General features: G+C 72.5%; 21 protein-coding genes and 1 pseudogene. 8 read left to right on the top strand and 14 right to left on the bottom strand.

What is annotated here, in order from left to right:
• Positions 1 to 73: 73 nt before the first annotated feature.
• Entirely contained in the window at positions 74 to 640 is a 567-nt protein-coding gene (locus ACFYQ5_RS30660) for an FHA domain-containing protein (RefSeq protein ID WP_389202251.1), read from the bottom strand.
• A 163-nt stretch (positions 641 to 803) separates the two neighbouring features.
• On the opposite strand from ACFYQ5_RS30660, the gene ACFYQ5_RS30665 reads away from it, so the two are divergent.
• Positions 804 to 1,763: a GNAT family N-acetyltransferase gene (locus ACFYQ5_RS30665; protein ID WP_389202252.1), complete on the top strand. Its 960-nt coding sequence runs from the start codon at positions 804 to 806 to the stop codon at positions 1,761 to 1,763.
• Between the two features lie 358 nt (positions 1,764 to 2,121).
• On the opposite strand, the gene ACFYQ5_RS30670 is transcribed toward ACFYQ5_RS30665, so the two are convergent.
• Positions 2,122 to 2,607, bottom strand: a complete 486-nt coding sequence (locus tag ACFYQ5_RS30670) for a carboxymuconolactone decarboxylase family protein (RefSeq protein ID WP_389202254.1) — start codon at positions 2,605 to 2,607, stop codon at positions 2,122 to 2,124.
• Between the two features lie 199 nt (positions 2,608 to 2,806).
• On the opposite strand from ACFYQ5_RS30670, the gene ACFYQ5_RS30675 reads away from it, so the two are divergent.
• Positions 2,807 to 3,730, top strand: a complete 924-nt coding sequence (locus ACFYQ5_RS30675) for an RNA polymerase sigma-70 factor (protein WP_359468234.1) — start codon at positions 2,807 to 2,809, stop codon at positions 3,728 to 3,730.
• A 42-nt stretch (positions 3,731 to 3,772) separates the two neighbouring features.
• On the opposite strand, the gene ACFYQ5_RS30680 is transcribed toward ACFYQ5_RS30675, so the two are convergent.
• Positions 3,773 to 5,170 carry a GH1 family beta-glucosidase gene (locus ACFYQ5_RS30680; RefSeq protein WP_359468236.1) on the bottom strand — a complete coding sequence of 466 codons (1,398 nt, stop codon included), beginning with the start codon at positions 5,168 to 5,170 and terminating at the stop codon, positions 3,773 to 3,775.
• 203 nt (positions 5,171 to 5,373) lie between these two features.
• On the opposite strand from ACFYQ5_RS30680, the gene treZ reads away from it, so the two are divergent.
• Together treZ and ACFYQ5_RS30690 are read left to right on the top strand one after the other, a co-directional pair.
• Positions 5,374 to 7,134, top strand: coding sequence for a malto-oligosyltrehalose trehalohydrolase (gene treZ / locus ACFYQ5_RS30685; RefSeq protein WP_389202255.1), 1,761 nt, complete (start codon positions 5,374 to 5,376; stop codon positions 7,132 to 7,134).
• 76 nt (positions 7,135 to 7,210) lie between these two features.
• Positions 7,211 to 7,318: pseudogene (locus tag ACFYQ5_RS30690) on the top strand (aldo/keto reductase); the annotation flags it as partial.
• 63 nt (positions 7,319 to 7,381) lie between these two features.
• Here ACFYQ5_RS30690 and ACFYQ5_RS30695 read toward each other — a convergent pair.
• Positions 7,382 to 8,512 carry a M24 family metallopeptidase gene (locus ACFYQ5_RS30695; protein WP_389202256.1) on the bottom strand — a complete coding sequence of 377 codons (1,131 nt, stop codon included), beginning with the start codon at positions 8,510 to 8,512 and terminating at the stop codon, positions 7,382 to 7,384.
• A 92-nt stretch (positions 8,513 to 8,604) separates the two neighbouring features.
• Complete coding sequence (locus ACFYQ5_RS30700) at positions 8,605 to 9,228, bottom strand: nucleoside/nucleotide kinase family protein (RefSeq protein ID WP_389202258.1); 624 nt, start codon at positions 9,226 to 9,228, stop codon at positions 8,605 to 8,607.
• A gap of 80 nt (positions 9,229 to 9,308) precedes the next feature.
• On the opposite strand from ACFYQ5_RS30700, the gene ACFYQ5_RS30705 reads away from it, so the two are divergent.
• A complete protein-coding gene (locus ACFYQ5_RS30705) occupies positions 9,309 to 9,695 on the top strand; it encodes a VOC family protein (RefSeq protein ID WP_389202259.1) in 387 nt (128 codons plus the stop codon).
• A 16-nt stretch (positions 9,696 to 9,711) separates the two neighbouring features.
• Here ACFYQ5_RS30705 and ACFYQ5_RS30710 read toward each other — a convergent pair whose 3' ends face one another.
• The 7 genes from ACFYQ5_RS30710 to ACFYQ5_RS30740 all read right to left on the bottom strand — a co-directional run bounded on the left by ACFYQ5_RS30710 (position 9,712) and on the right by ACFYQ5_RS30740 (position 18,824).
• The gene (locus ACFYQ5_RS30710; RefSeq protein ID WP_389202260.1) at positions 9,712 to 10,617 is read right to left on the bottom strand and encodes a LysR family transcriptional regulator; all 906 of its coding nucleotides are present in this window, start codon (positions 10,615 to 10,617) and stop codon (positions 9,712 to 9,714) included.
• A 54-nt stretch (positions 10,618 to 10,671) separates the two neighbouring features.
• A complete protein-coding gene (locus tag ACFYQ5_RS30715; RefSeq protein ID WP_389202261.1) occupies positions 10,672 to 11,865 on the bottom strand; it encodes a glycine C-acetyltransferase in 1,194 nt (397 codons plus the stop codon).
• Positions 11,866 to 11,907: 42 nt separating this feature from the next.
• A complete protein-coding gene (gene tdh / locus ACFYQ5_RS30720; protein WP_389202263.1) occupies positions 11,908 to 12,936 on the bottom strand; it encodes an L-threonine 3-dehydrogenase in 1,029 nt (342 codons plus the stop codon).
• Between the two features lie 203 nt (positions 12,937 to 13,139).
• Complete coding sequence (locus ACFYQ5_RS30725) at positions 13,140 to 15,245, bottom strand: bifunctional serine/threonine-protein kinase/ABC transporter substrate-binding protein (protein ID WP_389202265.1); 2,106 nt, start codon at positions 15,243 to 15,245, stop codon at positions 13,140 to 13,142.
• Between the two features lies 1 nt (position 15,246).
• Positions 15,247 to 17,376 (bottom strand): bifunctional serine/threonine-protein kinase/ABC transporter substrate-binding protein, encoded by a 2,130-nt coding sequence (locus ACFYQ5_RS30730; protein WP_389202267.1) that lies wholly within the window; start codon positions 17,374 to 17,376, stop codon positions 15,247 to 15,249.
• Positions 17,377 to 17,385: 9 nt separating this feature from the next.
• Complete coding sequence (locus tag ACFYQ5_RS30735; protein ID WP_389202269.1) at positions 17,386 to 18,189, bottom strand: hypothetical protein; 804 nt, start codon at positions 18,187 to 18,189, stop codon at positions 17,386 to 17,388.
• Between the two features lie 134 nt (positions 18,190 to 18,323).
• Positions 18,324 to 18,824 (bottom strand): MarR family winged helix-turn-helix transcriptional regulator, encoded by a 501-nt coding sequence (locus tag ACFYQ5_RS30740; RefSeq protein ID WP_389202270.1) that lies wholly within the window; start codon positions 18,822 to 18,824, stop codon positions 18,324 to 18,326.
• An 81-nt stretch (positions 18,825 to 18,905) separates the two neighbouring features.
• Between ACFYQ5_RS30740 and ACFYQ5_RS30745 the strand changes: the two genes are divergently transcribed.
• Both ACFYQ5_RS30745 and ACFYQ5_RS30750 read left to right on the top strand, forming a co-directional pair.
• On the top strand, positions 18,906 to 19,379 hold the full coding sequence (locus ACFYQ5_RS30745) for a MarR family winged helix-turn-helix transcriptional regulator (RefSeq protein ID WP_389202273.1): 474 nt from the start codon (positions 18,906 to 18,908) through the stop codon (positions 19,377 to 19,379).
• Positions 19,380 to 19,512: 133 nt separating this feature from the next.
• Complete coding sequence (locus ACFYQ5_RS30750) at positions 19,513 to 21,105, top strand: MFS transporter (RefSeq protein WP_389202275.1); 1,593 nt, start codon at positions 19,513 to 19,515, stop codon at positions 21,103 to 21,105.
• Positions 21,106 to 21,176: 71 nt separating this feature from the next.
• Here ACFYQ5_RS30750 and ACFYQ5_RS30755 read toward each other — a convergent pair whose 3' ends face one another.
• Positions 21,177 to 22,013 carry an alpha/beta fold hydrolase gene (locus ACFYQ5_RS30755; RefSeq protein WP_389202277.1) on the bottom strand — a complete coding sequence of 279 codons (837 nt, stop codon included), beginning with the start codon at positions 22,011 to 22,013 and terminating at the stop codon, positions 21,177 to 21,179.
• 361 nt (positions 22,014 to 22,374) lie between these two features.
• On the opposite strand from ACFYQ5_RS30755, the gene ACFYQ5_RS30760 reads away from it, so the two are divergent.
• Entirely contained in the window at positions 22,375 to 24,789 is a 2,415-nt protein-coding gene (locus ACFYQ5_RS30760; protein ID WP_389202279.1) for a GTPase-associated protein 1-related protein, read from the top strand.
• Positions 24,790 to 24,858: 69 nt separating this feature from the next.
• Here the strand turns inward: ACFYQ5_RS30760 and ACFYQ5_RS30765 are convergent, their stop codons facing one another.
• Positions 24,859 to 25,743, bottom strand: a complete 885-nt coding sequence (locus ACFYQ5_RS30765) for a peptidoglycan-binding protein (protein ID WP_389202281.1) — start codon at positions 25,741 to 25,743, stop codon at positions 24,859 to 24,861.
• Positions 25,744 to 25,768: the final 25 nt, after the last annotated feature.

Genomic DNA, 25,768 nt, shown 5'->3' on the forward strand with positions numbered 1-25,768 from the left:
GTGCTCGTCGGGCCCGGTCCACCGGACCGGCCCCGTACGGCGTACCCGGGTGGGTGCGGGAGGTGCCCGGTTCTCAGGCCGGAGGGACGGGGAGGGACGCGGCGAGCCGGAAGGTCGTCCGGCCGAAGCTCACCTGGTCGCCGTCGCGCACCACGACCGAGCCGACGACCCGCTGCCCGTTGACGCACGTGCCGTTCGTCGAGCCCAGGTCGCGCAGGATCCATCGGCTGCCGTGCGCGGTCAGTTCGGCGTGCAGCCGCGACACCGTCTCGTGGCTGAGCCGGAGTCCGTTCCCCGGGTCGCGGCCGATGCGCAGCGGGTGCGGGCCGGGCATCGGCAGCAGGAGTCTGGGCAGCCGCTCGGACTGCCAGGCCCTGCGCAGCCGGGCCGGAAAGGCGGAGACCCCGCCCACCGCGCGGAACAGGCCACGGGACCAGCGCCCGCCCGACTCCAGGTCCGAGGTGAGCGCTTTCAGTTCCTCGGAACGCCGGGCGGTCAGGGCCACTTCCATGCGTCGCAGGAAGGTGTCGTGGGAGAGCTGCCCCTGCGCTGCGCCGTCTCTGAGCACACCGAGGACACGGTCGCGCTCGGCGTCCGACAGCCGCGCGGGATACGTGTGGAACTCGAAGGAGGACGTCACAGAACCGATTGTCGGTCCGAGACGCCCGGGGTGTCCAGACGATGCCCGATTCCGGGTGCTCCGACCTGGGCCGCAGCGGGTAATCACCGTACGGCCGGGGGCGGAGGTTGTTAGGGTCGCACGCCGCCGCCCACCGGCCGCGGCACCCTCCCGAGGAGACTATGTGACCCCTGCACCATCGGAACCGACCATCCGCCCGCTCAGCGGAGCGGACGAGCTCGGTCTCTTCTGCCGTCTTTCCTACGTCCTGGACCACGAGCTGGCCGACGACCTCGCCACCGGCCGCCGCCGCCCCGAGTGGATGTGGGTGGCCCTGCGCGGCGACCGGGTGGTGGGCCGGCTCTCCTGGTGGACCGGTCAGGACGGAGGCGCCCCCCAGTTCCTGGACTTCTTCGACCTGGACGACACCCTGCCGGAGCCGGAACGCGGCGAGACCGGGCTGCGCCTGCTCGAGACCGCGACGGCCGCCGTCGTCCCGGCCGGTTCCGCCCGACCCGAGTACGGGCGGTACATCCCGCCCGACTGGCGTGAGGACCCGGCGGCGCGCGATGTCGTCGAGGCGCGGATACGGGTCATGGAGGCGAGCGGCGCCCGGATGCTGGTCGAACGGCTGCGCCTCGAGTGGCGTGCGGGCACAGCCGTGCCCGAGGACACCGGCCGGCTGGTGTTCCGCCAGGTCACCGGGCGCGAGGACCTCGTGGCGCTGATGGCCCCGGTGCTGGAGGGCACCCTCGACGCACACGGCCAGGCGCATCTGGCGAGCGGCCTGAGCGCCCGTGAGGCGGCGGAGAAGCACTACGACGAGGAGTTCGCGCACCTGAAGACCCCTCAGGAGTGGTGGCGCATCGCGCAGCTTCCCGGCGGTGAGCCGGTGGGGTTCGTCATTCCGGCCCGCAACAACTACCACCCTGTGATCGCGTACATCGGCGTGCTGCCCGAGCACCGCGGCAACGGCTACATCGACGACATCCTCGCGGAGGGCACCCGGGTGCTGGCGGCTCAGGGCGTGGACCGCGTCCGGGCCGCGACGGATCTCGGCAACGTGCCGATGGCCGAGGCGTTCGCGCGCCTGGGTTACGTCAACTTCGAGCGCGCGTTCGACATGGTGTGGGACCAGCCGTGAACGGCCCGGCGGTTCCGGCTCGGACACCAGGCCCCCAGTCCCGTCCATCGGCGCCCGGCAAGCCACCGCGTCCCCCGGTGACCGGTCCTGACGGGCTGTGACCCTCGGCGTCGGAGTTCTCGACGTCCTTGCGGTGGTCGGCCTCACTCGCCCCGTACACGAGAGTGTGCCGTCCGTGGAGCGGAGGACGTGTGGCGTCGAGCGCCCGGCGGGATCCGGGCCGCCGCCCCCGTCGATCACCACATCGGCGACGGTGCGCGCGACCACGTGCCCGGGAGGGAACACGAGTGAGGCGGCCTCGCCGGCGAGCCGGCCCGAATCGAACGATCGAGGGCCGGCCCGCCGGCAACCAGGGTGATCAGCCTGCGATGGTGGCGAGATTGCCGGGCTCGTAGGCGCCGCCCTGGTTGTTGAGGATGACGCCGAGCCGGTTGGTCGCGTTGATCATGGCGATCAGGGAGACCAGTGCGATGGTCTGGTCGTCGTCGTAGTGCTTGCGGACCTGGGCCCAGGTCTCGTCGGAGACGCCCTCGTGGCTGTCGATGATGCGGGTGCCCTCCTCGGTGAGGGCCAGCGCGGCCCGTTCAGCCTCGGTGAACACGGTGGAGTGACGCCAGGTGGCGACCAGGTTCAGCCGGGCCGCGGTCTCGCCGGCTGCTGCGGCGTCCTTGCCGTGGATGTCGACGCAGAAGCCGCAGCCGTTGATCTGGCTGGCACGCAGCTGCACCAGCTCCTGGGTGGGCTCGGGCAGCGGCGACTCGCGGATCAACTGGCTCACGGCGAAGATCCGCTTGCCGATCTTCGCGCCGGTCTCGTTCAAGAACAGGTTCATCCGGGGTTCCATCACAACGTCCTCACTCGTGGAATCGTGTGCCGCGCGAAACGTTCCCGCAGCGTCCTGATGCCCATGAGGCGCCGTCCGGCCCGGCCCTGTGACAGCACGGCGCTGTGACGAAGGCCACCGAGCTCGCGTGTCACGGGGCAGCGCCGAGCGGCGACTTGTGCGCGACACGGACAAGAGAAGTGACGGACAGGAGCCGACGATGGATGAGCGCACCGAACAAGCGGCCGACGTGACCGGGCACCGTCCGCACGCCCGGGGTACGGACCCCGCCACCGAGGCGTTCCTCGCCCATCGCAACCTGCTGTTCACCGTTGCCTACGAGATACTCGGGTCCGCCGCGGACGCCGAGGACGTCCTCCAGGAGACGTGGCTGCGCTGGGCGGACATCGACCACGACACGGTTCGGGACCCGCGTGCCTTCCTGGTCCGCATCACCACGCGCCAGGCGCTGACCCGGCTGCGTACGCTCCGTCGGCGCAAGGAGACCTACGTCGGCCCCTGGCTGCCCGAGCCCCTGCTCACCGCGCCCGATGTCGCCGAGGACATCGAGCTCGCCGACAGCGTCTCCATGGCGATGCTGCTCGTGCTGGAGACGCTCGCACCGACCGAGCGGGCCGTGTTCGTGTTGCGCGAGGTCTTCGATCTCGGGTACGACGAGATCGCGCAGGCCGTCGACAAGACCCCCACCGCGGTCCGGCAGATCGCCCACCGCGCACGGGCGCACGTCGCGGCGCGCCGACCGCGCGAGGTCATCTCCCCCGCTCGGTCGCGCATGGTGCTCGTGGCGTTCCAGCAGGCGGTCGCAACGGGCGACTTGCGGCGCCTGCTCGACATGATCGCCCCGGACGTGGTGCTGCTGACCGACGGGGGTGGGATCGTGCAGGCCGCGCTGGAGCCCGTCGTGGGTGCCGAAACGGTGGCCGCCGTGCTGAGCAGGCTCACCTCGGCGACCTTGGAGTCGGCACAGATCAACGGCCACCCCGCCCTGATCGTGCGTACGGGCGGCGAGATCGACACCGTCCTGGCGATACGCCACGAGGGCGGCCTCATCACCGCGCTCTATGCCGTCCGCAACCCCGAGAAGCTGTCACGCGTCGACCGGGAGACGGCAGTGGACCGCTGAGTCCGAACCCGCCCGCCGCGCTCGCCCGGGCCGGGCACCGCATCACCCAGGAGCGTGTTCACCTCGGGTGAGTTCCGGGCGGGGCGCACCGACGCCCGTGCGCTGCGCGCGGATCACGTCGCGGTACCAGGTGTAGGAGTCCTTGGGGGTGCGCCGCAGGGTCTCGTAGTCGATGTGGACCAGGCCGAACCGTTTGCTGGCGCCCTCGGTCCATTCGACGTTGTCGGTCAGCGACCAGGTGAAGTAGCCGCGCACGTCGACGCCCGCGTCGATCGCCGCACGCAGCGCCTCCAGGTGTGCTTCCAGGAAGGCGATGCGGCGGCCGTCGGCGACGGGCTCGTCGACCGCGCAGCCGTTCTCCGTGATGTAGACGGGCGGCAGCCGGTCGCCGAAGCGGTCCCTCAGCTGACCGAGCGTCTCGGCGAGCCCCTGGGGGACGACGGGCCAGCCGAAGTCGGTGGTGTCGTACCCCTCGATCTCCCTGATTCCGAAGGGGAGCCCGGCGGGCATCGAGTAGCCGGAGAAGGAGTCGAGCGCCTCGGGCCTGGGGGCGCCGACGAGGGTCGGGTTGTAGTAGTTGACGCCGTACCAGTCGAGTGGCGTGGAGATGACCTTGAGATCGTCATCGACCGGCCCGGGCATCAGTGCGGCGAAGCCCTCGTCGGGGTAGCGGCCGGTGAGGACCGGGTCGGCGAACAGCCAGTTGGTCAGGGTGTCGTAGATCTCCGCTCCCATGCGGTCCTCGTCGGAGTCACCCGCCGTCCAGACGGGGGTGTGCGAGAGCGCGATGCCGATGTTGCCGGCACCGGCGGCGCGCAGCGCCCGTACGGCCAGACCGTGGGCGAGCAGCTGGTGGTGGGCGGCCGGCAGCGCGTCGAAGAGGAGCGTGCGGCCGGGGGCGTGCTCGCCGAGCGCGTAGCCGAGCATCGTCACCTCGGCCGGTTCGTTGATGGTGATCCACATGGGCACCCGGTCGGCGAGGCGTTCCGCGACGATGCCCGCGTACTCGGCGAAGCGGTAGGCGGTGTCCCGGTTGAGCCAGCCGCCCGCCTCGTCCAGCGGGAGCGGGGTGTCCCAGTGGTAGAGGGTCGGAGCCGGGGTGATGCCGTTGGCGCAGAGTTCGTCGACGAGCCGGTCGTAGAAGTCCAGTCCGGCGGGGTTGAGCGAGCCGCTGCCGCCGGGCACGACGCGGGGCCAGCTGATGGAGAAGCGGAATGCGTCCACGCCGAGTCCGGCGAGCAGGGCGACGTCCTCGCGGTAGTGCTCGTGGAAGCCGGTGCCCCGGGTGGTGTCGGTGCCGTCCTTGATCCGGCCGGGCTGGGCGGCGAAGGCGTCCCAGCCGGAGGGCCCTTTACCGTCGGCGTCGCAGGCGCCCTCCGTCTGGAAAGCGGAGGCGGAGGCGCCCCACAGGAATCCGGGTGGGAAGGTCGGCACGGTCATCTCGGCCTCCAGCAGCCGTAAGAGGGACCTCGCATTACTGCCCGGGCTCCATGCGAATGAGCAGAACCCGGTAGGGCAATGATCAGGACCAGACCTTAATCGCCAGTTACGGGCTCGCTCCAGTGTCCCGGGGCCGTGCGTGCGAATTCCGCCGATCATGGGGCCTCCGGCGAGGCATCCGGTTCATGGACGAGGAGTGATGGATGCAGTTCGAGGTGTGGGCCCCTGAGGCCGGGTCCGTCGCGCTGTGCACGGCGGGCGGGCGCCTGCCGATGGCACGCGACCCGCTGCGCGCGGGCTGGTGGACCGCGGAGGCCGAAGCGGTGGACGGCGACCGCTACGGCTTCTCCCTCGACGACGGCCCGGTGCTGCCCGATCCGCGCTCCCGCCGCCAGCCCGACGGGCCCGACGGCGAGAGCGCGGTCGTCGACCACGGCGCGTACGCCTGGAACACCACCTGGGCGGGCCACGGGCTGCCCGGGGCCGTGCTGTACGAGCTGCACGTCGGCACGTTCACGGAGGCGGGCACCTTCGACGCCGCAGCCGCGCGGCTCGGCCACCTCGTGGACCTCGGCATCACCCATGTGGAGCTGATGCCCGTCTGCCCCTTCCCGGGAACCCACGGGTGGGGGTACGAAGGAGTCTCGCTCTGGGCGGTGCACGAGCCGTACGGCGGCCCGGACGGGTTGAAGCGCTTTGTCGACACGGCGCACGGGCTGGGTCTCGCCGTCGTCTTGGACGTGGTCCACAACCACCTGGGGCCCTCGGGCAACCACCTCCCGGCCTTCGGCCCGTACTTCACGGACACCCACCACACCCCCTGGGGCTCGGCCGTCAACCTCGACGCCCCCGGCTCGGACGAGGTGCGCGCCTACCTGCTGGGCAGTGCGCTCGCCTGGCTGCGGGACTACCGCCTGGACGGCCTGCGACTGGACGCCGTACACGCTCTGGCCGACGGGCGGGCACTCACCTTCCTGGAGGAGCTCTCCACCGCCGTCGACGCGCTCGCCTCCGAGCTCGGCCGGCCGCTCGCACTGATCGCGGAGTCCGACCTCTGCGATCCTCGTACGACCACCCCCCGCACGGAGGGCGGCATCGGGCTGCACGCCCAGTGGAACGACGACTTCCACCACGCCCTGCACACCGCACTCACGGGCGAGTCCCAGGGCTACTACGCCGACTTCGCGGCCGCCCCGCTGTCCGCCCTCGCCAAGACCGTGACCAAGGCGTTCTTCCACGACGGTACGTACTCCGGCTTCCGCGGCCGCGCGCACGGCCGTCCCGTGGACGCCACCCGCACGCCCGCCCACCGTTTCGTCGGATACGCCCAGACCCACGACCAAATCGGGAACCGTGCCCTCGGCGACCGGCTCGCCGCCGGGCTCTCCCCCGGACTCCAGGCGTGCGCGGCGGCGCTCGTACTCACCGGGCCGTTCACCCCGATGCTCTTCATGGGCGAGGAGTGGGGCGCCCGCACCCCTTGGCAGTTCTTCACCGACCACACCGATCCCGAACTGGCCCGCGCCGTGCGCGACGGCAGGCGGAGGGAGTTCGCCGCACACGGCTGGGCCGAGGAGGACGTCCCCGATCCGCAGGACCCGGCCACCCGGGCCCGCTCCTGCCTCGACTGGAGCGAGCCGGAACGTGAGCCGCACGACAGGCTGCGCGCCTGGCACGGCCGGCTGATCGCCCTGCGCCGCGCCCTGCCGGACCTCTCCGACCCGGACCTTGCCTCGGTGCGGACGGCGTACGACGAGGAAGCCCGCTGGATCGCCTACCGGCGCGGCGATCTGCGGGTCGCGGTGAACCTCTCCGGCAAGCCCGCCGCCATCCCGCTGGGTGCCGGCCGTCACCGGGCCGGTGGCGGGAGGGTGCTGGCCGCGTGGGAGCCGGCCGGGACCCCCGGCGCCGACGGAGTACTGCACCTGCCGCCGGAATCGTGCGTCGTGCTCGCCGACGACTGAACAACGCCCTTGTCTTCGTGTGCACTTCAACTCATATGGTCTCGGCGACTGCCGGAGAACAGACGGAGGGGGATCCATGAAGCAGCGTTTCCTGGGACGTTCGGGGCTGCGCGTCAGCGAACTGTGCCTCGGCACCATGACGTTCGGCCAGGACACCGACGAGGCCGACGCACACCGCGTCCTGCCGTATCCCTACGACGTGCTGCACCGGTTCCGCGACCGCCAGCCGCAGGACTGAGGCCGGGCCCTACTCGACGACCGCCAGGGCGCGGGCGGTGGTGTTCAGCCGCCTGCCCCCGCTCTCCGTGACCGTGACGATGTCCTCGATGCGGACGCCGAAGCGGCCGGGGAGATAGATGCCCGGCTCCACGGAGAAGCACATCCCGGGCACGAGCGGCTGCTCCTCGCCCTCGATCATGTAGGGCGGTTCATGGGTGGTGACGCCGATGCCGTGGCCCGTGCGGTGGATGAACCGTTCGCCGTAGCCGAACTCGGTGATGACGGCGCGGGCCGCCCGGTCGATCTCCTGGCAGGCCGCCCCGGGCCGCACGGCACGGCAGCCGGCCTCCTGCGCCTCCCGTACGACGTCGTGGACCCGCTGCTCCTCGGCGGTGGGTTCGCCGACGTGGACCGTGCGGGAGGTGTCGGACCCGTAGCCGTGCATCAGCCCGCCGAAGTCCAGGACCACCATGTCGCCCTGCTCGATGGTGCGGTCGCCCGCCTCGTGGTGCGGGTTCGCGCCGTTCGGTCCGGAGCCGACCACCGTGAAGTCGACCCGGGAGTGTCCGTGTTCCGTGAGGAGTGCGGCCAGATCGGCGGCCACGTCGCTCTCCCGGCGGCCGGAGAAGCGGACCTTCAGAATCTGCTCGTACGTCGCGTCGGCAGCGGCCCCGGCCGCGGCGAGCCGCTCCAGTTCGGCCGCGTCCTTGACGGCGCGCAGCATCGGCAGCGCCTCGGTGAGCGAGGCGTAGGAGGTGTCGGGGAGGAGCTTGTGCAGGGCCAGCAGGTGCAGGGCCCAGGCGTTGTCGCTGATCCCGAACCGGCCCTTGGCGTCGAGGAGTCCGGCGGTCAGGGTGTACGGGTTCGCGGCGTCGGTCCAGTCCCGCAGGGTGAGCGCGGGGGAACCGGCCGCGCGTTCGGCGTCCGCCGCCTCCAGGGCGGGGACGACGAGGACGGGGTCGTGGCCCGCCCGCAGGACGAGCAGCGTGAGGCGCTCGGTGTCCGCGGTCGGCCGGTAGCCGGTGAGGTGGACCATGTCGGGACCCGGCGCCACGAGGACACCGGCCAGGCCCGCGGCGTCGGCCGACTCGGCGGCGCGGGTCATCCTGGCCCGGTAGTCGTCGGCGGTGAAGGGCACGGGCTGATCGGTGCTGGGCATGGGAGACCTCCTGGGCGGGCGACGCGGCACTCAGCATCCTGCCCGCCCGCCCCGGCGGACGCGAGCGGGATACGGGACGTTCCCGGGCGGGCTCAGCGGCGCCGTACGACGAGGTCGGCACGGTCGCGGTGCCGCTCGACCAGCAGGGCGTTGCGTTCGTCGGACTCGGCGACCCAGCGCTCGGCGTGCGGGCGGGGCTTCCCGAAGCGCACGTGCCGCTCCACGAGCCCGCTGACCCGGGCCGCCGGATCGGCGTCCAGGAACCACACCTCGTCCAGCAGCCCGCGCACCGGCGCCCAGGGCCCCTCGTCCAGCAGCAGGTAGTTGCCCTCGGTCACGACGAGCGGCGTGTCCGGGGGAACGCACACGGATCCGGCGACCGGCTCCTCCAGCGCCCGGTCGAAGGCGGGCGCGTACACCGGGCAGGTCTCCCCCGGGTTCCGCAGGCGTCGGAGCAGGGCGGCGTATCCGGCGGCGTCGAAGGTGTCGGGAGCGCCCTTGCGGCCCGCCCGGCCGAGGCGTTCGAGCTCCGCCCCGGCCAGGTGGAAGCCGTCCATCGGGACGAGGACCGCGCGCCCTTCGAGCCCTGCGACGATCCGGGCGGCCAGCGTGGATTTCCCGGCGCCGGGCGCTCCCGCGATGCCGAGGATCCGTCGGTGGCCGCCGGCGAGTCGGCGGGCGCGGTCGGTCAGCGCGGCGAGGTCGCTCGTGTCCATGACGGGCATTGTCCCCGGACCGGCCACACCCACGTTAGTGTTACGTATAACTAGCCGCATTCCCGAGGACGAGGATCCCCATGTCCCACATCGCCCTGGTCACGCTGGTCGTCCGCGACTACGACGAGGCCCTCTCCTTCTACACCGGCGCCCTCGGCTTCGAACTGGTCGAGGACACGGACCGGGACGACGGCTCCCGCTGGGTCGTCGTGCGGCCGCGCGGCACCACGGGCACCGGCCTGCTGCTGGCACGCGCCAAGGACGACGTCCAGCACGCGAGTGTCGGGGCGCAGACGGGCGGCCGGGTCGGCTTCTTCCTGCACACGGAGGACTTCGCGGGTGACCACGAGCGGATGCTGGCCGCCGGGGTCCGCTTCCTGGAGGAGCCGAGGCACGAGACGTACGGCTCCGTCGCGGTGTTCGAGGACCTCTACGGCAACCGGTGGGACCTGCTGCAGCCCGCGTGACCCCGGGCCCAGGACGTCACACGGGCCCGGCCGCCGCACGCAGCGCTTCCAGGACCGGCTTGATCAGCGGGTGCCCCTCGGCGCCCTGCCGTACCGCGGCGAAGACCCGCCGGGTGGGAGCGGCGCCCTCCACCGGCCGGACGACGACCCGGCCGAGCTCCGTGCCACGCAGCGCCGAGCGGGGCACCAGCGCCACCCCGGCGCCCGCCCCGGCCAGGGCGACCACGGCGTGGAAGTCGTCCGACGAGTGCTCCAGCAGGGGCTCGAAGCCGGCGTACTCGCAGGCCAGGACCACCACGTCGTGGCACGGGTTGCCGGGGTACGGGCCGATCCACGTGTCCTTGGCGAGATCGGCGACGGCCACCTGGTCCTGGCCCGCGAGACGGTGACCGACCGGCAGCACCGCGTCGAAGGGCTCGGAGTACAGCGGCACCCGGGTCAGGCGCCGGTCGTCGGCGCCGGGCGCGCCCCGGTATTCGACGGCGACCGCCACGTCGACCTGGCGGTCCAGCACCATCGGCACACTCGCGTCGCCCTCGGCGTCCTGCACCCGGACCCGGATGCCCGGCGCGGTGCGGTGGAGCTCGGCGATCGCGGGTGCGAGGACGAGTCCGATGCCCGTGGCGAACGCGGCGACGGTGACCGTCCCCGCGACGCCCGCGCTGTAGTCGGCGAGTTCCGCCTCCGCCCGTTCCAGCTGAGCGAGGACCGCGTTGGCGTGGGTCAGCAGGATCTCCCCGGCTGCGGTCATCCGGGCGCCCCGCGCCCCGCGCTCGACCAGCCGGTGGCCGGTCTCCTGCTCCAGCGCGGCGAGCTGCTGGGAGACCGCCGAGGGGGTCAGATACAGCGCGGCGGCCGCGGCGGTCACCGTGCGGTGGTCGGCCACCGCACGCAGGACACGCAGCCGTCGAGCATCGATCATGCGCCCATTGTCCCAGGTCGTGAGAGGGTTCCCCGCCTCCTGGCCGGTCCGGTCCTACGCCTCCAGCGCGGCCCGTGCGTCGACGAACGCGTCCACGGCACGGTCGACGTCGTCGCTGGAGTGCGCGGCGGAGAGCTGGACGCGGATGCGCGCGGCGCCCTGCGGGACGACGGGGTAGGAGAACCCGATCACGTACACACCGCGCTCGAGGAGCAGCTCCGCCATCCGGCCTGCCTTCGCCGCGTCCCCGATCATGACGGGGGCGATGGCGTGGTCGCCGGGCAGGATGTCGAAGCCCTCCTCCGTCATCCGGGAGCGGAAGAGCGCGGTGTTGGCATTCAGCTGCTCGCGCAGGTCGCCCGCGGACTCCAGCAGGTCGACGACCTTGAGCGAGGCGGCGGCGATGACCGGGGCGAGCGAGTTGGAGAAGAGGTACGGGCGCGAGCGCTGGCGCAGCAGCGCGACGATCTCGGCGCGCGCGGCGACGTAACCTCCGGACGCGCCGCCCAGGGCCTTGCCCAGCGTGCCGGTGAGGATGTCGACCCGGTCCATGACGCCGTGCAGCTCGGGGGTGCCCCGGCCGCCGGGGCCGACGAAGCCGACGGCGTGCGAGTCGTCGACCATGACCATGGCGTCGTAGCGGTCGGCGAGGTCGCAGATCTCGGCGAGCGGGGCGACGTAGCCGTCCATGGAGAAGACGCCGTCGGTGACGACGAGGCGGCGCCGCGCCCCGGAGGCCTCCTTGAGCTGCTGTTCCAGGTCGGCCATGTCGCGGTTGGCGTAGCGGTACCGCTTCGCCTTGGAGAGGCGGATGCCGTCGATGATCGAGGCATGGTTGAGGGCGTCGGAGATCACCGCGTCCTCGGGGCCGAGCAGCGTCTCGAAGACTCCGCCGTTGGCGTCGAAGCAGGAGGAGTAGAGGATCGTGTCCTCCTGCCCGAGGAAGGTGGAGAGCCGCTGCTCCAGCTCCTTGTGGACCTCCTGGGTGCCGCAGATGAAGCGGACGGACGCCAGGCCGTAGCCCCAGCGGTCCAGTGCCTCGTGGGCGGCGGCGACGACCTCGGGGTGGTCGGCGAGGCCCAGGTAGTTGTTGGCGCAGAAGTTGAGCACCTCACCCGCGCGGCCTCCGGAGGTGACGGCGACGGTGGCGGACTGCGGGGTGCCGATGACCCGCTCGGGCTTCTGGAGTCCGGCGTCGCGGATCTCGTCGAGGGTGGTGCGCAGGTCGTCGCGTACGGAATCGAACATGAGGGGTGTCTCCCAGGTGTATACGGGTGCGTACGAGGAGCTTCAGGCGGCCCAGTCGAGCAGGACCTTGCCGCCGAGACCGCTCGCGGCGTCGTCGAAGGCGGCTTCGAAGTCGCGGTAGCCGTACCGGCCGGTGATCACGGGGGCGAGGTCGAGCCCGCCCTCCAGGAGTACGGACATGGCATACCACGTCTCGTACATCTCGCGGCCGTAGATGCCCTTGACGGTGAGCATCGAGGTGACGATCCGGGACCAGTCGACGGGGAACTCGGCGGACGGCAGTCCGAGCATCGCGATCCGGCCGCCGTGCGTCATGTTCGCGATCATGTCCCGCATGGCCTCGGGGCGTCCGGACATCTCCAGGCCGATGTCGAAGCCCTCGCGCAGTCCGAGCCGGCGCTGGCCGTCGGCGATGGTCTCCGTGCCGACGTTCAGGGCGAGGTTCACCCCGACCTTCCTGGCCAGCTCGAGCCGGGCCTCGCTGACGTCGGTGATGACGACGTTGCGGGCACCCGCGTGGCGGGCGACGGCGGCGGCCATGATGCCGATCGGGCCCGCGCCGGTGATCAGCACGTCCTCACCGACCAGCGGGAAGGACAGCGCCGTGTGCACGGCGTTGCCGAACGGGTCGAAGATCGCGGCGACATCGAGGTCGACCTCGTCCCGGTGCACCCAGACGTTCGACGCGGGCAGCGCCAGGTACTCGGCGAACGCCCCGTCCCGGCCGACCCCGAGCCCCAGGGTGGAGCGGCACAGGTGCCGGCGCCCGGCGAGACAGTTGCGGCACTTCCCGCAGACCAGGTGACCCTCGCCGCTGACCAGGTCGCCGATCTTGATGTCGACGACGTCCGCGCCGGTCCCGGCGACCTCGCCGACGAACTCGTGACCCAGGACGAGCGGGGTCCGCACGGCCTGCTGCGCCCAGCCGTCGTAGTCGCGGATGTGCAGGTCGGTGCCGCAGATCCCGGTGCGCAGCACCTTGATCAGCACGTCCCCGGGGCCGGTCTCCGGCTCCGGTACGTCCATCAGCCACAGTCCCGGCTCGGCCTTGTGCTTCACGAGTGCCTTCACGGCTGCGGCTCCCTGTACCTGGTACGTGCGAATGACCCGGCCCGGGGCATGCCGAAGTCGGCCTGCGGCCCGGGGTGGCTGGGGGTGACGGGCGACGGAGCGGGTGAACACGTCGTCCGCCGCTCGCTGCCGTCACAGAGACCTTGCCGCACGCCGGACCCCAGGTCCATCGAGGTTTTCTTAAGCGCCGCCGCAGCTCCGCTTCACACCGTCGCGTACGGCCCCAGCCAGCGGGGCCGGCCGCCCTCGATCCGGTACAGGAACATCCCCGTGTCGCTCCGCACCTGGCGGGTGCCGTGGAACGACACGCGCCGGCTGATGCCCCGGTGGTCCAGCAGGAACAGCCGCTGGGCCACCCCGCCCCGCTCCGCGTCCGTCGCACTGGTCGTGCCGGCGGCGCGGGCGATCAGACCGACCGCGTCGTACGCCTCGGCGGACCAGCGGCCGGGCGGGGCGTCGAACCGGGCGCGGTGGGCCGTGGTGAACGCCTTGGCGGCGGGGGCGGCGGTGGGGTCGGTCCAGGCCTCCGAGAACACCCACCCCTCCCCGGCGTCCCCGGCGTCCCGGAGGAAGACCGGGGCGAGGACGGGCCCGGTGGAGAGCCGTGTCCCAATGAATCCGGCGTCGGCCAGCGCCCTGGCGCAGCGGGCGCCCCGGACGGGTGACCCGCCCGCGAAGACGACCGCGTCCGCGCGGGCGGAGACGGCCGACCGGGCGGCGGGGCCGAAGCCGCCGGCCGCCTTCACGGTGTGCACGGTGAGTGTGGTTCCGGTCAGGGCGGCCTCGCGGAACGTGTTCGTGATCGGCCAGCTGCTCGCCGGGTCGGATCCGTCCTCGATGACGTGGATCCGCTCGGCGGGTCTGGCGTGGACCACGTAGTGGATCAGACCGGCGGGCAGCACACGGTCGGGCGGCCGGATCGCGCACAGGGAGGTGGAGGTGCCCACGCCGGCCGAGGAGCGGGCCGCGACGACGACCGCGGCGAGGCGGCTCTCCCCGTAGCGGGCGACGACCGCCTCGGGCGTGCTGTCCGTGGTCGGGCCGACGACGGCCAGTACCTCCGGCCTCTCGGACAGCCGGTCGGCGACCCTGAGCGCACCGTCGGCGGATCCCGTGTCGTCCTCGGTGCGCAGGGCCAGCCTGAAGGCCACGCCGGTACGGGCGTTGTGGGCCGCGACGGCGAGCAGGGCGCCCCGCTGATGGGCCAGCCCGACGGCTCTGCCGGGCCCGCTCATGTCGGCGTGCAGACCGATGGTGTACGTGGGACGGGAGCTCGGTGACCGGCCTCCGGAGTCGCCTGTGCGCCGGCCCGTCAGCCACGCGGCGGTGCCGCCGCCGGTCAGGAGGACCGCCCCGGCGGCTCCGGCGACGAGCACACGGCGGCGGGACGGCTTGTCGGCGGGGACCGGGTCCGGCACCGTGGGAAGGGGGCCGGGCAGGGCGAGCGCCGCGGACGAGCGTTCGGCGATCAGCGCGGACAGCCCGGGCACCGACCACAGCGCCGCCTCTCCCCGGGCTGCCAGCAGCTCCGCGGCCTGTGCGGCGGTGGGCCGGTCCGCAGGGGATTTGGCCAGGCAGGCGGTGACCGTGGTCAGCAGCTCGGCCGGCAGGCCCTCCAGGTCCGGGTCCTCGTGAACGGTCCGGAAGAGTACGCCCGCCGGCGCTCCCTGGCCGAAAGGGCGCCGCCCGGTCGCCGCGTACACGAGGACACAGCCGAGCGAGAAGACGTCCCCGGCCGGTCCTGACTCCCCTGCCGACGCCTGTTCGGGTGCCAGATAGCCGGGGGTGCCGATCACCGCGCCGGTCGCCGTGAGGGCGGTGGCGCCGTCGTGGCGTGCGATGCCGAAGTCGATGAGCCGCGGCCCGTCGAGCGCCAGGAGCACGTTGCCCGGTTTGACGTCGCGGTGGACGAGACCTGCCGCGTGCACCGCCACGAGCGCTCCGGCCAGCCGGACGCCGAGTGCCCGCACGGTGCCGGCCGGCAACGGCCCCTGCGCGTCGACCGCTTCGGCGAGCGAGGGACCCGGTACGAACCCGGTGGCCAGCCAGGGTTCGCGGGCCTCGGTGTCCGCGCCGGTCACGGGGACGACCCACGGTCCGGTGATCCGCCGGGCCGCTTCGGCCTCGCGCCGGAAGCGGGCGCGGAAACGTGGGTCGGCGGCGTGTTCGGCGCGGATCACCTTCACGGCGGCCAGACCGCCGCCGGGCGAACGCGCCAGGTACACGACGCCCATGCCACCCGCCCCGAGCCGGACGAGCGTGCGGTACTCGCCGATGGTCCGGGGGTCGTCGGAGGTGAGCGGCCGCATGTCAGGTGCCGGCCTTCGGCGCCGGCCCGACGAAGCGGTAGCGGCCGTTCTCGACCCGGTACAGATAGGCGTCGCCGCCGACCAGGTTCTGCTTCTCGTCGAACGCGTACGTCCGGGAGATCCCCTTGTACGTCGACCTGGCGATCCGGGCCACGAGTGCGGTGCGCGCGGGACGCTTCGGGAAGGCGGTGAGGGCGGCGATGACGAGGCCGGCCGCGTCGTGTCCCTCGGCCGCCCAGTGCGCGGGGGCGGAGCCGAAGCGCCTGCGGTGCGCGGTGGCGAACACCTTGGCGGCGGGGGCGGTCGCGTCGATGTACGGGGCGGTGAACTCCCACCCTGTGGCGGCGTCGCCCGCGTTCTTGATGAACCCCGGGCCCATGACCGTGTGCATGGCCATCCGGGGTCCCTTGAACGGGGTGGCCGCGAGTGCCCGTGCGGTACGTGCGGCTCCGGCCTCGTCGCCGGCGTAGTAGAAGGCGTCGCTCCTGTGCGCGAGCATGTCCGCGATGACCGGGCCCAGATCCCGTGTACCGGCCGGCACGACCCTCGGACAGGTGGTCCCTGTGGTGAGGTCCCCGGTGAACAGGTTGACGGCGTAGCCGCTCATGTAGGCCGCCTGGCCCCCGGCGCGGTCGAGCAGCACGCCGAGCCGTTCGACGTCGGGCCGCAGCACGAGCCTGTTGATGATCGGCTGTGACAGGACGGCGTACGACGGGGCCGCCTGGAAGAAGGACTTCTTGGACCGGGGCGCGTAGGCGATCGCCAGCGACGACACCGTGATCAGCGGCAGCATCGCCTCGTCGTAGACACTGAGGACGGCAGTGGCCTCCGCGTCGCCGGTCGGACCGATGACGGCGAGCACGTCGCGGTCACGGGCGAACTCCTCGGCCGCCTTCACCGCCCGCCCGGGATCGCCCGCGTCGTCGAGTGCCTTGACCTGGAGCGTGAAGGGCTTTTCCTTACGGGAGTTGAAGCGCTCGACCGCGATGCGCACCCCGCGTTCCTGGGCCCGGCCCGCCGCCCTCCGCGTCCCCGACAGATCGGCCTGCACCCCGATGGTCCAGGCCCGTTCACCGGACTTCGCCGCGGTGCTGCCGGCCGGATCGTCGCGCAGCCACCGCCATGAGGCGAAGGCGCCGCCGCCCGCAGCGACGACCGCGCCACCTGCTGCCAGTGCGAGGAACCGGCGTCTGCCCGACGGTGCGGACACGGCCTCCTCGGTGACCGTGGGCTCGATGTCGGGCAGGGCGAGCATCGCGGCGGACCGGTCCGCGATCAGCTGTACGACGTCCTCGGGCAGCCAGTCGATCGAGCCCCGCTGGGCGTCCTCGACGATGCGCTCGTCCAGCTGCCGCGCCGTCGGCCGGTCCGCGGGGTTCTTGGCCAGGCAGCCCGCGACCAGGGCACGCAGCTCGGTGTCGTCGATCCCGGCGAGGTCGGGTTCGTCGTGCACGGTGCGGTACAGCAGGGCGTCCACGGCCCCGCTGCCGAAGGGCGGCCTGCCGGTCGCGGCGTAGGCCAGGAGGCACCCGAGGGAGAACACGTCGCTCGCGGGCCCCGGCGGCGTACCGTCCCCGGAGGCCTGCTCCGGTGACAGGAATCCGGGGGTGCCGACGACGAGGCCGGTGGCGGTGAGCGCGGTGGCGTCGTCGGTGCGCGCGATGCCGAAGTCGATGAGCCGTGGCCCGTCGACGGTGAGCAGGACGTTGCCGGGTTTGACGTCGCGGTGGACAAGTCCGACCGTGTGCACGGCACTCAGGGCCCGGGAGAGCAGCCGCCCGAGCACCCGCACGCTGCGGGCAGGCAGCGGGCCGCAGCGTGCGACCGCCTCGGCGAGCGAGGGGCCCGGTACGAACGCGGTGGCCAGCCAGGGGCGTTCGCCCTCGGTCTCGGCGTCGATGACCGCGACGGCCCAGGGGCTGCGCACCTTGCGGGCGGCCTCGACCTCGCGGCGGAACCGGGTCCGGAACTCCTCGTCCCCGGCGTACTCCGGGAGGATCACCTTGATGGCGGCGGTCGCTCCCGCGTCCGTCCGGCCGAGGTAGACCACCCCCATGCCGCCCGCGCCGAGGCGTCCGAGCAGCCGGTGCGCGCCGATGCGTGCGGGGTCCGTGGGCCGAAGCACGTCCATCAGGGGTCCTCAGCTCTGCTTCTCGACGGCGGACTCGATCCGCACCAGCATCGTGGCCATCCCCTGGACCACCAGGTCGGAGATCTCCTCCTCGGTACGCCCCTCGGCTCCCTTGCCCGTCGCGGCGACCGTGAACCGCAGGCTCTGCGCCTGCTGCCAGACGTACGCGTGCGGGCCGCCGAGTGCGGTGCTGGAGTACTGCCCGGACTCGCTCAGCGCGTCCTCCGACGTGGTCTGTCCGCTCTCCCCGCCCAGCAGTGCGGCCGAGACCATCGAGCCGATCCGCTCACCCTCCTGCAACTGCTGGGTGGGACAACGCATCGTCTCCTCGATCGACTCCGCCATCTCCCACCGCGCGTCCTCGCGGGTGCGGTGGACGGTGACGACCGCGGAGAGCCGCACGGGGCCCTTCCCCTGCGCGGCGGGCACTTCGAAGGACCGGGTGAGCGTGGCGAGGACGTTGCCCGCGGGCTTCTCCTGGTGCCAGGCGCAGTCGGCGCCGAGCACCGGCCAGGTGGCCGGACCGCTTTCGTACGGGCTGCGCCTCACCACGCCCGGACCGAAGCTGTCGGGGTCCGCGATGACCCGGCCGATGAGGTCGAGCGCGGCCTCGCGGTCCCTGGGGAGCCGGGCGGGATCGGCGTCGAGGACCCGGGACGGGGACGCGGTGTCCGCGCTCGGTCCTGCCGCCGCCGAAGCGTCCGGGGTCCCGGCGGACGGTGTGCCGGCGCCCCCGCTCGAACAGGCCACCAGGAGCACCAGCGGGGCCAGTACCGGAATGCCGTGCCTGTGCAACGACGATAGGTGTCTCACGAGTCCCTGTTCCCCCAGTCTCCGGACGCCCGCTCGATCATAGGAGCAGCGGCCCGCCCGGCACGGGTACACGGCGAACTGTTGCACCCGTGCGACAAGCGGGACACGCGTGTGACCGAACGGGCGCCCCGCGCTCAGGGCCGGGGCCAGGGACGCCCGTCGAGGTTCTCGATGTCGCTGTTGAAGCGCCTGAGGCAGGCGGCGAACACGCCGACCTCCTCGGGCGACCAGTCGGCCATGACCCGATCCAGACCGCTGATGTTGTCCGTACGTTCCGCTTCGAGGCTGCGTTCACCCGCATCGGTGATGCGGAACTTGCGGGCGATGCCTCCGTCCGGATCCGGGATCCGCTCGACGAGGCCGGCGCGCAGCATGGCGGCGGTCTGCCGGTTCAGGGTGGAGGCGTCGAGTCCGAAGGCCTCGCTGAGCCGGCCGATGGACATCGGCCCTTCCATGCGGATGCGGCTCAGCAGGGTGTACGCGCTGCGGTCGAGGTGCCCGCCGCCCCGCCGGGGCACGTTCAGATGGAGGTGCCGCCCGAGCAGCATCGTCTCGAACTCGATCAGGTGCGTCGGCTTGTCCACGGTCCTTCTCTCGACCGCCTGCGCGGCATCTCGGGGTTCTTCAGGGCACATATACCACCCGGCCGCCCTGTCGGGCTCACACCACATTTAAGTATGTTGACATAGGTATCACTCCGTACTTATGCTGGGGGCATGCCCGACCCCACCGCGCCCGGCCAGGACATCGACCGCGTAGCCTCCGCGCTCGTGGCGGTCCTGCCTGCGCTGCACCGGGGTCTGGAGCGGAAGGTCGCACAGGAGTTTCCGCATCCCCGGCTTCCTGACGGTCAGATGGCGCTGCTGTTCCTCGTCGAGGAGCGCGAAGGGATCACCGTCCGGGAGACGGCCGAAGCCCTGCTGATGAAGCCGAACAACGTCAGCGCCCTCGTCTCACAGCTCACCGACCGTGGGCTGCTGGAGCGCAGGCAGGACCCGGCCGACAAGCGGGTCGCCCATCTGTACCCGACGGCCACGGCCCGGGAGCGGCTCGCCGCGGCGCGGGCTCTCAAGGAAGCCCACCTGGCGGGCTCGCTGCACTTCCTCACCGAGGGAGAGCTCGACGCTCTCGGTGCGGCCCTGGGCGCACTGACCTCGTTGAACCGGCACCTGCACTCCCCCATCGGCTGACTCCGCCACCGAGCACGGCCGCTACCGGTTCTCCGGGCGCGGCAGCGGCCGGATGCCGCCATGTGCCCGCGCCTGCGCCGCCGTTGTCGTAGCCGAGGCACGTAACCCCCCGTTCCACAGACAAGGCTTCTGCATGTCCTCCACCACCGTGGACACCTCCTCCCTGCCCGAAAGCAGTCCATCCGACGCGCCCAGGAGCAGGCGTACCAATCCCTGGCTGACGCTGATCGCCGTCGCCATCGGCCTGTTCATGGTCAACCTCGACGGTTCGGTCGTCGCGATCGCCAACCCGGAGATCGGCCGGGACCTCGACGCGTCCACCGCCGACCTGCAGTGGGTCACCAACGCCTATCTGATCGCCATGGCCGCCCTGCTCATCCTCGGCGGCAAGCTCGGCGACCGTCTCGGGCGGCACACCGTCTACATGGTCGGCACCGTCGGCTTCACGCTGGCCTCGGTCGCGATCGCCCTCTCCGGTTCCATCGAGGGCGTCATCGCCTTCCGTGCCGTGCAGGGCCTCTTCGGCGCACTGTTGATCCCCAACACCCTCGGCCTCCTGCGTGCGGTGTTCCCGCCCCAGAAGTTCGGCATGGCCGTGGGCCTGTGGGCCATGGTGGCGTCCTGCTCCACCGCCCTCGGCCCGATCGTCGGCGGTCTGCTCATCGAGCACGTCAACTGGGAGTCCGTCTTCTACATCAACGCCCCCATCGGCGTCTTCGCGCTGGTCTTCAGCCTGTTCGTCCTTCCGAAGAGCAAGGACTCCACGGGGAACCACCGCTTCGACGTCCCGGGTGTGCTCCTGCTCTCCATCGGCCTGGTCGCCCTGATCTTCGGCGTGGTCAAGGGGGAGACCTGGGGCTGGACCTCCGGCGGGACGCTGGGATCGATCGTCGCGGGCCTGGCCGTGCTGGCCGTCTTCTGCTGGTACGAGACGCGCCAGGAGCACCCGCTGCTGCCGATGCGCCTCTTCCGTAACCGCTCGCTGACCATCGGCACGCTCGTCACCGCGATCAACTTCTTCGTGATGCTCGGTGTCATCTTCTTCGTGATGCTGTACCTGCAGAACGTGCGTGGCTTCACCCCGGTCGAGGCCGGTGTCCGCACCCTGCCGTTCAGCCTGGCCACCGTGGTGGCGGCACCGCTCGGCGCCGCCCTGACCCAGCGCTTCGGCCCGCGGGTCACCATGCCCGTCGGCATGGTCCTCCAGGCGGCGGCCTCCCTGTGGATGCTGACCTGGGACGCCGATTCCGCGTTCTCCGCGATGTGGCCGCCGTTCCTCGCCATCGGTCTGGGCGTCGGCATGGTGATGTCCGCGTCCTCCGACGCCATCGTCGGCAACGCGCCGAGGAAGGACGGCGGCGTCGCGGGCGGGCTGCAGGCCACCTCCCTGCAGATCGGCGGTGCGCTCGGCACGTCCGTGCTGGTCTCCCTGATCAGCGGCAAGGTGGGCTCCACCCTCACCGGTGAGCTGACCTCCGCCGGTGTCCCGGCGAACGCGGCGGCCGGCTTCGAAGAGGCCAAGGACGCGGTGGCCATGGGTGTTTCACCGGTTTCGGCCGACATGCCGGCGCAGCTGAAGGCCGCCGTGATCGAGGGCGCCGGAAACGCGTTCATGAACGGTGTGCACACCGCCGTGGTCGTCACCGCGGTCCTCTGCGGCCTCGGTGCGCTGCTGGCCGGGTTCGGCATGCGCGGTCGCACCCGGCCGGAGGTCGTGAAGGACTGAGGACCCGCTGATCGCCCGGCCGGGCGCGTGCGTGCGTGAAAGCGCGCCACCCGCACCCGGCCCGGCTGCGTTCAGGACAGCGGTACGAACGACCTGACGGCCTCGCACAGCCGCTGCGGCTGGTCCTCGGGGATGAGGGTGAAACTGTCGGCGATCTCGACGAGTTCGCCCTGGGGCAGCATGTCCGCGAGCCGCCGGCCGTGGGCGAGCGGCATGACCTTGTCCTCGGACGCCCAGACGACGAGCGCGGGGCGGTCGAACGTACGCAGCGCTTCCGCCCACGCCAGGAGCTCGTCCCTGGGCGGCACCCCCAGCACGTACGCCCGCAGGTCCCGCCGGATCGCGGCGGAGGTCCACAGCGGCCGGAACCACGCGTCCATCACGTCGTGCGGGACCGGCCGTCTGCTCATCCACCCCCAGGTCAGGGGAAGTCGGCGCATCGGCTTCAGCTTCAGCAGGGCGAAGGCGAGCCGCAGCCCGCCGGGCAGCTTGGCCGCGGCGTACAGATTGCGGCCGGGCAGGCCGGGCGGAAAGTTGTCGAAGGCCTCGCAGGACGTGATCACCAGCCTGCCGATCCGCTGGTCCCGGCCCTCGGCGACGAGGGCCTGCGCCCCGCCCCAGTCGCTCATCACCAGGGTGACGTCCCGGAGGTCCAGCGCCTCCAGGAACTCCGCCACCAGGTGGGCGACCCCGAGGACCGTCAGATCGGCGTCCGGGCGCATCGGCCTGCGGTGGGATCCCAGCGGCAGCGTGGGCACGACGCATCGGTAACCGGGGCGCAGCCCGGCGACCACGTGGCGCCAGAGCGAACCGTCCATCGCCACCCCGTGGAGCAGGACCAGCACCGGCCCGTCGCCGCCCGTGTCCTCGTACTCCACCACTCCCGCGGAAAGCGTCACCTCGGTCATACGGCCAGCCTAAAGGGCTGTCCCGCAATTCGTGGTGGATCAGTGCGCGGCGTCAGATGCGGTGCATCGCAAGGCGGAGGGGCGTCCGAATACTGGATGTATGCGGACGTTCCGACAACGCGGCGAGGTGCCGTAGCTGTCGTTGCGCACCCGCCAGGAATTGCGGGACAGCCCTTTGGGCCTTCGCGTGCCGCGTGCGGCCCAACAGGGCGTCAGGGCTTGATAGCGTCGCCCGCACGACTACGGAAAGCTCCCCGCCGGGGTCGTCGCTCCGCCGGGCCGGGCCGCACCGACAGGGCGGCGAGCGGCGGTCGGTGCGCGTGACGGGGACGCACGTGGCAGGGACGATGAGGGCCTACGCATGAGCCTCCCGCAGTTGCACTACACCTCCGTGGGGTCCGGGGACGGGGTGTCCGCCGGCCGGTTCACCGCCGTGGACCCCGCGATACCCGGGCCGGTGCGCGCGGAGGCCGCGCCGCTCCTGGCGTACGACGCTCCGGCGGACACCCCCGAGCGGCTCACCGACGGCCGGCTCCGGGCGCTGCCGGTCGCGTTCGGCTACGTCACGCTCTCCGACGGCAGCCATCTGCTGAGCCGTACGGTCGCCACGGGCACGGGCGGATTCCACGCGCACGCCGTGCATCTCCTGCCCGGTACGCCGATACCCGGCCGGGTGCTCCCGGTCGCCGCGTGGGGAGCCGTGGGGTGGCTCTCCACGACGCCGGACCGCATGCTGCCCGATCCCCTGACCGCGATGTCCACCACGCCCGGTCCCTCACGGGGGCTCACCCGGGAGGGCCTCGGCGACTTCGCCGTGTCCCGCGGCCCGTGGCTCGCCGCCGTACTCAGCGATCTGCGCCGCGTGAGCGAGGACCCGTCCGCGCCACCGGTCGTGCTGGTGGAGCGGCAGAGCGCGGACGTGGCCCGCTGGGTCACGCTCGCCGGCGCCGTACTGCCCCGGGAACACGCCGAGCGGCTCACCTTCACCACGTACACCCGGCACCCCGGACACACCTCGCACCAGGTCATCGGGGTGCTTCCCGAGGACGCGCCCGACGTCCGCGATCCCCGCTTCCGTGTACACACCGCCTCCGGCCCGCGCCCCTCCGGGACGGTGGACGACGTCTGGGCGGGAACCGCGGCCCGGATCTGGCGCAGCCGGTCCCCCGAGCTCTTCCGTGCGGCGGCCGAACTGCCGGGCGAGCCCTTCGCCGCCGGGCCACTCGCCGTCACGGCGCTCGGCGCGGGCATCGCGCTCGGGTCCGGCGAGCGGGCCGCGGCGGCCGACTGGGCGGCCGTACGGCCCTACGCGCTGGACGAGAAGGGCATCCGGCAGCTGACCGACGCGCTGACCGCGCCCGCCGACGACCGTACGTCCGAGGAGTGCGCCGCGGCCCTCCGGCTGCTGACGGCGCTCGACGGCCGCTGCCCCGCCGCCGTCACCGCACCGCTCGCCGCCCTGCTGGTGACGGAGGCGGTGCGGGGCCGCGATGTGACCCTGGAGCCGCCCGCGCGTTCGGCGTTCGAGGAGCCCGCCGGGGAGCGCGCGCTGGCCGCGCTGGTCGAGGAGCTCGGCGACGAGCTGCTGGCCGAACTCGCCGCCGGGGTGCCCCGGGGCGTCGCCCGGACCGTGCAACTGCTGCGGATCGCCCGGCTGCTCGGCGTCGACTGCGCCGAGCTGCTCCCCGGCGTCGTGGGCCGGCTCGCCCGCGCGCTGCTGGACGACCCCGAGGCGGGCGCGTGCCGCACGCTGCCGGACCTGCTGGACGAGCAGTTCGACGTGCGTACGGCGCTCCTGGGCGAGCTGGACCGGCTCGCCCCGGACCACCCCGCGGACGCGGAACGGCTGCTGATCCGGGTCGCCCTGCCGTTCACCGGGACGCAGACCCTGCCGCATCTGCGGATGTGCGCCGAGGCGCCCGGTGCGAAGGCGCGGGGCACGGACCGGGTGGAGATCCTCCACACGGTGCTCCGCGCGGCGGGCATGTCCCCGTTCACCGAGCCGCTGGTGCTGCGGACCGCTGTCGGCCTGGTGTGGGGCGAGCACACCCCGACGGCGGGCGAGGCCCGGTCGCTGCTGGGCGAGACCACGTCCGACGCCCACCGGACGGCGGGCACCTGGCAGCACCTGGTCGACGCCGCGCTCGGCGCCCCCGCCGGCGACGAGGACGCTCCCGAGCTGGCCCACGACCTGCTGCGCGGCTTCCCGCAGGAGATCGGCGCCCGGGTACGCGCCTGCCTGCTGCTGCTGGACTTCGCGCGCGACCTGCGCTCGGGGACGGCGGAACCCGGCTGGGCGGACCGTGCCCGGACACTGCGCAGCCGCGCCGAACCGGCTGAACCCCCGGCCCTGGAACACGCCTTCGGCGCGCTGGCCGACCGGCTGCTCGCTCCCGGCCGCCCCGGGGAGGAGCTGTACGCGTTCGTGCACAGCGGGGACGAGGACCTGATCGCGGCGTACGGCACGGCCGCCCGCCGCGACGCGGTCCTGGCCCTGCTGCGGGCGGATCCCGCGTACGTGGCGGACTGCTTCACCGTGTGGAACGCCCACCCGCACGCGGGCGGCGACTGGACCCGGACCCGGACCGCGCTGCTGGAGGAGGTGCTGCGCCCTGCGGTGCGTGCCCTGTCCCCGGAGGGGCTGGCCGCGGCGGAGCAGGCCGTGGAACGTGAGGGGAACAGTCGCACCCTCGACGCGTTCCGCGCCTGGAACCGGCCGACGCGCTCGATCGGGCGCCTCGGCAAGAGGATCGTGGGGCGGGTGCGCCGGGGGTGACCCCGGGGCTGGTGCGGCGGTCCTCCCTCTCGTCGAGGAGGGCCGCCGCACCGGCGTCACCTCGCGGGCTCAGACGTTGGGCACCTTGAGCTTGTCCCAACTGGCCTTGCCCGGGATGCCGTCCGCGCCGCTGCCCGAGTAGCCCAGCTTGCGCTGCCACGCGGCGTACGACGTGCGGTCCGCCTCGGACCAGTCCGGTCCTGGGCCGACCTCGTACCGTCCGCAGCCCTCGGCCACCAGTCTCTTCCCCATCGCCGTGATGACGGCGCTGCGGCGGCCGACCCGGAAGTACGCCGCTCCGGGGAACGGCTCGTACTTCGCCGGGGGCTTGGGGGCGGGCGGCTTCGACGGGCCGTCCGGCTTTCCTCCGAGGCGGGTCTTGACCCTGCCGCGCATCGAGTCCATCGTGAACCCGCGCGGGTCGATCTTCCCCGGCTGCCACTCCTTGTGGCCGATCACCGAGCGCTGGTTCCAGCCGTGTGCCCGGCAGATCGCGGCAGCCGCCTTCTCGATGGCCTCCAACTGGGCGGCGGGCCAGGGGTCCTTGCCGTTGCCGAGGTTGACGCACTCGAAGCCGTAGAAGGAACGGTTGCCGTCGGTGTTGGCCTCGTTGTCGGCGGGCAGGGACGTTTCGTTGATCACCGCGCGCAGGACGTCGTCGTCGCCGAGTCCGGCGTGGTTGGCGCGGCCGTGACCGACCAGGTGGACCGAGCCGTCCTTGGCTATCACCCCGTGGCACAGCGGGCCCGGGAGGCTGGAATGACCGTCGTAGCAGAGGTCCACGGAGCTCTGGGTGCCCGACGTCACGGTGTGATGGATCATCACCCCGTGCACGGGCCCCCACGAGCCCTTGTGATTGCGGTTGTGCGTGCGCCAGCTACGGTGCTCGACGACGTGCAGGCCCTCGTCCCGCAGGGCCTTGAGCAGTCTGTCGGCGGACAGAGGCGTTGCCATCGTGGTGCTCCTTTACCCAGGTGGT

Origin of the sequence: Streptomyces sp. NPDC005794 (assembly GCF_042871445.1) — a bacterium.
Classification (GTDB): Bacteria; Actinomycetota; Actinomycetes; order Streptomycetales; family Streptomycetaceae; genus Streptomyces.

Excerpts from the sequence above, each read along its gene's own strand:
- ACFYQ5_RS30755 (WP_389202277.1), bottom strand. The coding sequence starts at position 22,013 with ATGACCGAGGTGACGCTTTCCGCGGGAGTGGTGGAGTACGAGGACACG.
- ACFYQ5_RS30715 (WP_389202261.1), bottom strand. The coding sequence starts at position 11,865 with ATGTTCGATTCCGTACGCGACGACCTGCGCACCACCCTCGACGAGATC.
- ACFYQ5_RS30710 (WP_389202260.1), bottom strand. The coding sequence starts at position 10,617 with ATGATCGATGCTCGACGGCTGCGTGTCCTGCGTGCGGTGGCCGACCAC.
- ACFYQ5_RS30730 (WP_389202267.1), bottom strand. The coding sequence starts at position 17,376 with ATGGACGTGCTTCGGCCCACGGACCCCGCACGCATCGGCGCGCACCGG.
- ACFYQ5_RS30765 (WP_389202281.1), bottom strand. The coding sequence starts at position 25,743 with ATGGCAACGCCTCTGTCCGCCGACAGACTGCTCAAGGCCCTGCGGGAC.
- ACFYQ5_RS30760 (WP_389202279.1), top strand. The coding sequence starts at position 22,375 with ATGAGCCTCCCGCAGTTGCACTACACCTCCGTGGGGTCCGGGGACGGG.
- ACFYQ5_RS30700 (WP_389202258.1), bottom strand. The coding sequence starts at position 9,228 with ATGGACACGAGCGACCTCGCCGCGCTGACCGACCGCGCCCGCCGACTC.
- ACFYQ5_RS30680 (WP_359468236.1), bottom strand. The coding sequence starts at position 5,170 with ATGACCGTGCCGACCTTCCCACCCGGATTCCTGTGGGGCGCCTCCGCC.
- ACFYQ5_RS30695 (WP_389202256.1), bottom strand. The coding sequence starts at position 8,512 with ATGCCCAGCACCGATCAGCCCGTGCCCTTCACCGCCGACGACTACCGG.
- treZ (WP_389202255.1), top strand. The coding sequence starts at position 5,374 with ATGCAGTTCGAGGTGTGGGCCCCTGAGGCCGGGTCCGTCGCGCTGTGC.
- ACFYQ5_RS30745 (WP_389202273.1), top strand. The coding sequence starts at position 18,906 with ATGCCCGACCCCACCGCGCCCGGCCAGGACATCGACCGCGTAGCCTCC.
- ACFYQ5_RS30725 (WP_389202265.1), bottom strand. The coding sequence starts at position 15,245 with ATGCGGCCGCTCACCTCCGACGACCCCCGGACCATCGGCGAGTACCGC.
- ACFYQ5_RS30705 (WP_389202259.1), top strand. The coding sequence starts at position 9,309 with ATGTCCCACATCGCCCTGGTCACGCTGGTCGTCCGCGACTACGACGAG.
- ACFYQ5_RS30675 (WP_359468234.1), top strand. The coding sequence starts at position 2,807 with ATGGATGAGCGCACCGAACAAGCGGCCGACGTGACCGGGCACCGTCCG.
- ACFYQ5_RS30750 (WP_389202275.1), top strand. The coding sequence starts at position 19,513 with ATGTCCTCCACCACCGTGGACACCTCCTCCCTGCCCGAAAGCAGTCCA.
- ACFYQ5_RS30670 (WP_389202254.1), bottom strand. The coding sequence starts at position 2,607 with ATGGAACCCCGGATGAACCTGTTCTTGAACGAGACCGGCGCGAAGATC.
- ACFYQ5_RS30740 (WP_389202270.1), bottom strand. The coding sequence starts at position 18,824 with ATGTGCCCTGAAGAACCCCGAGATGCCGCGCAGGCGGTCGAGAGAAGG.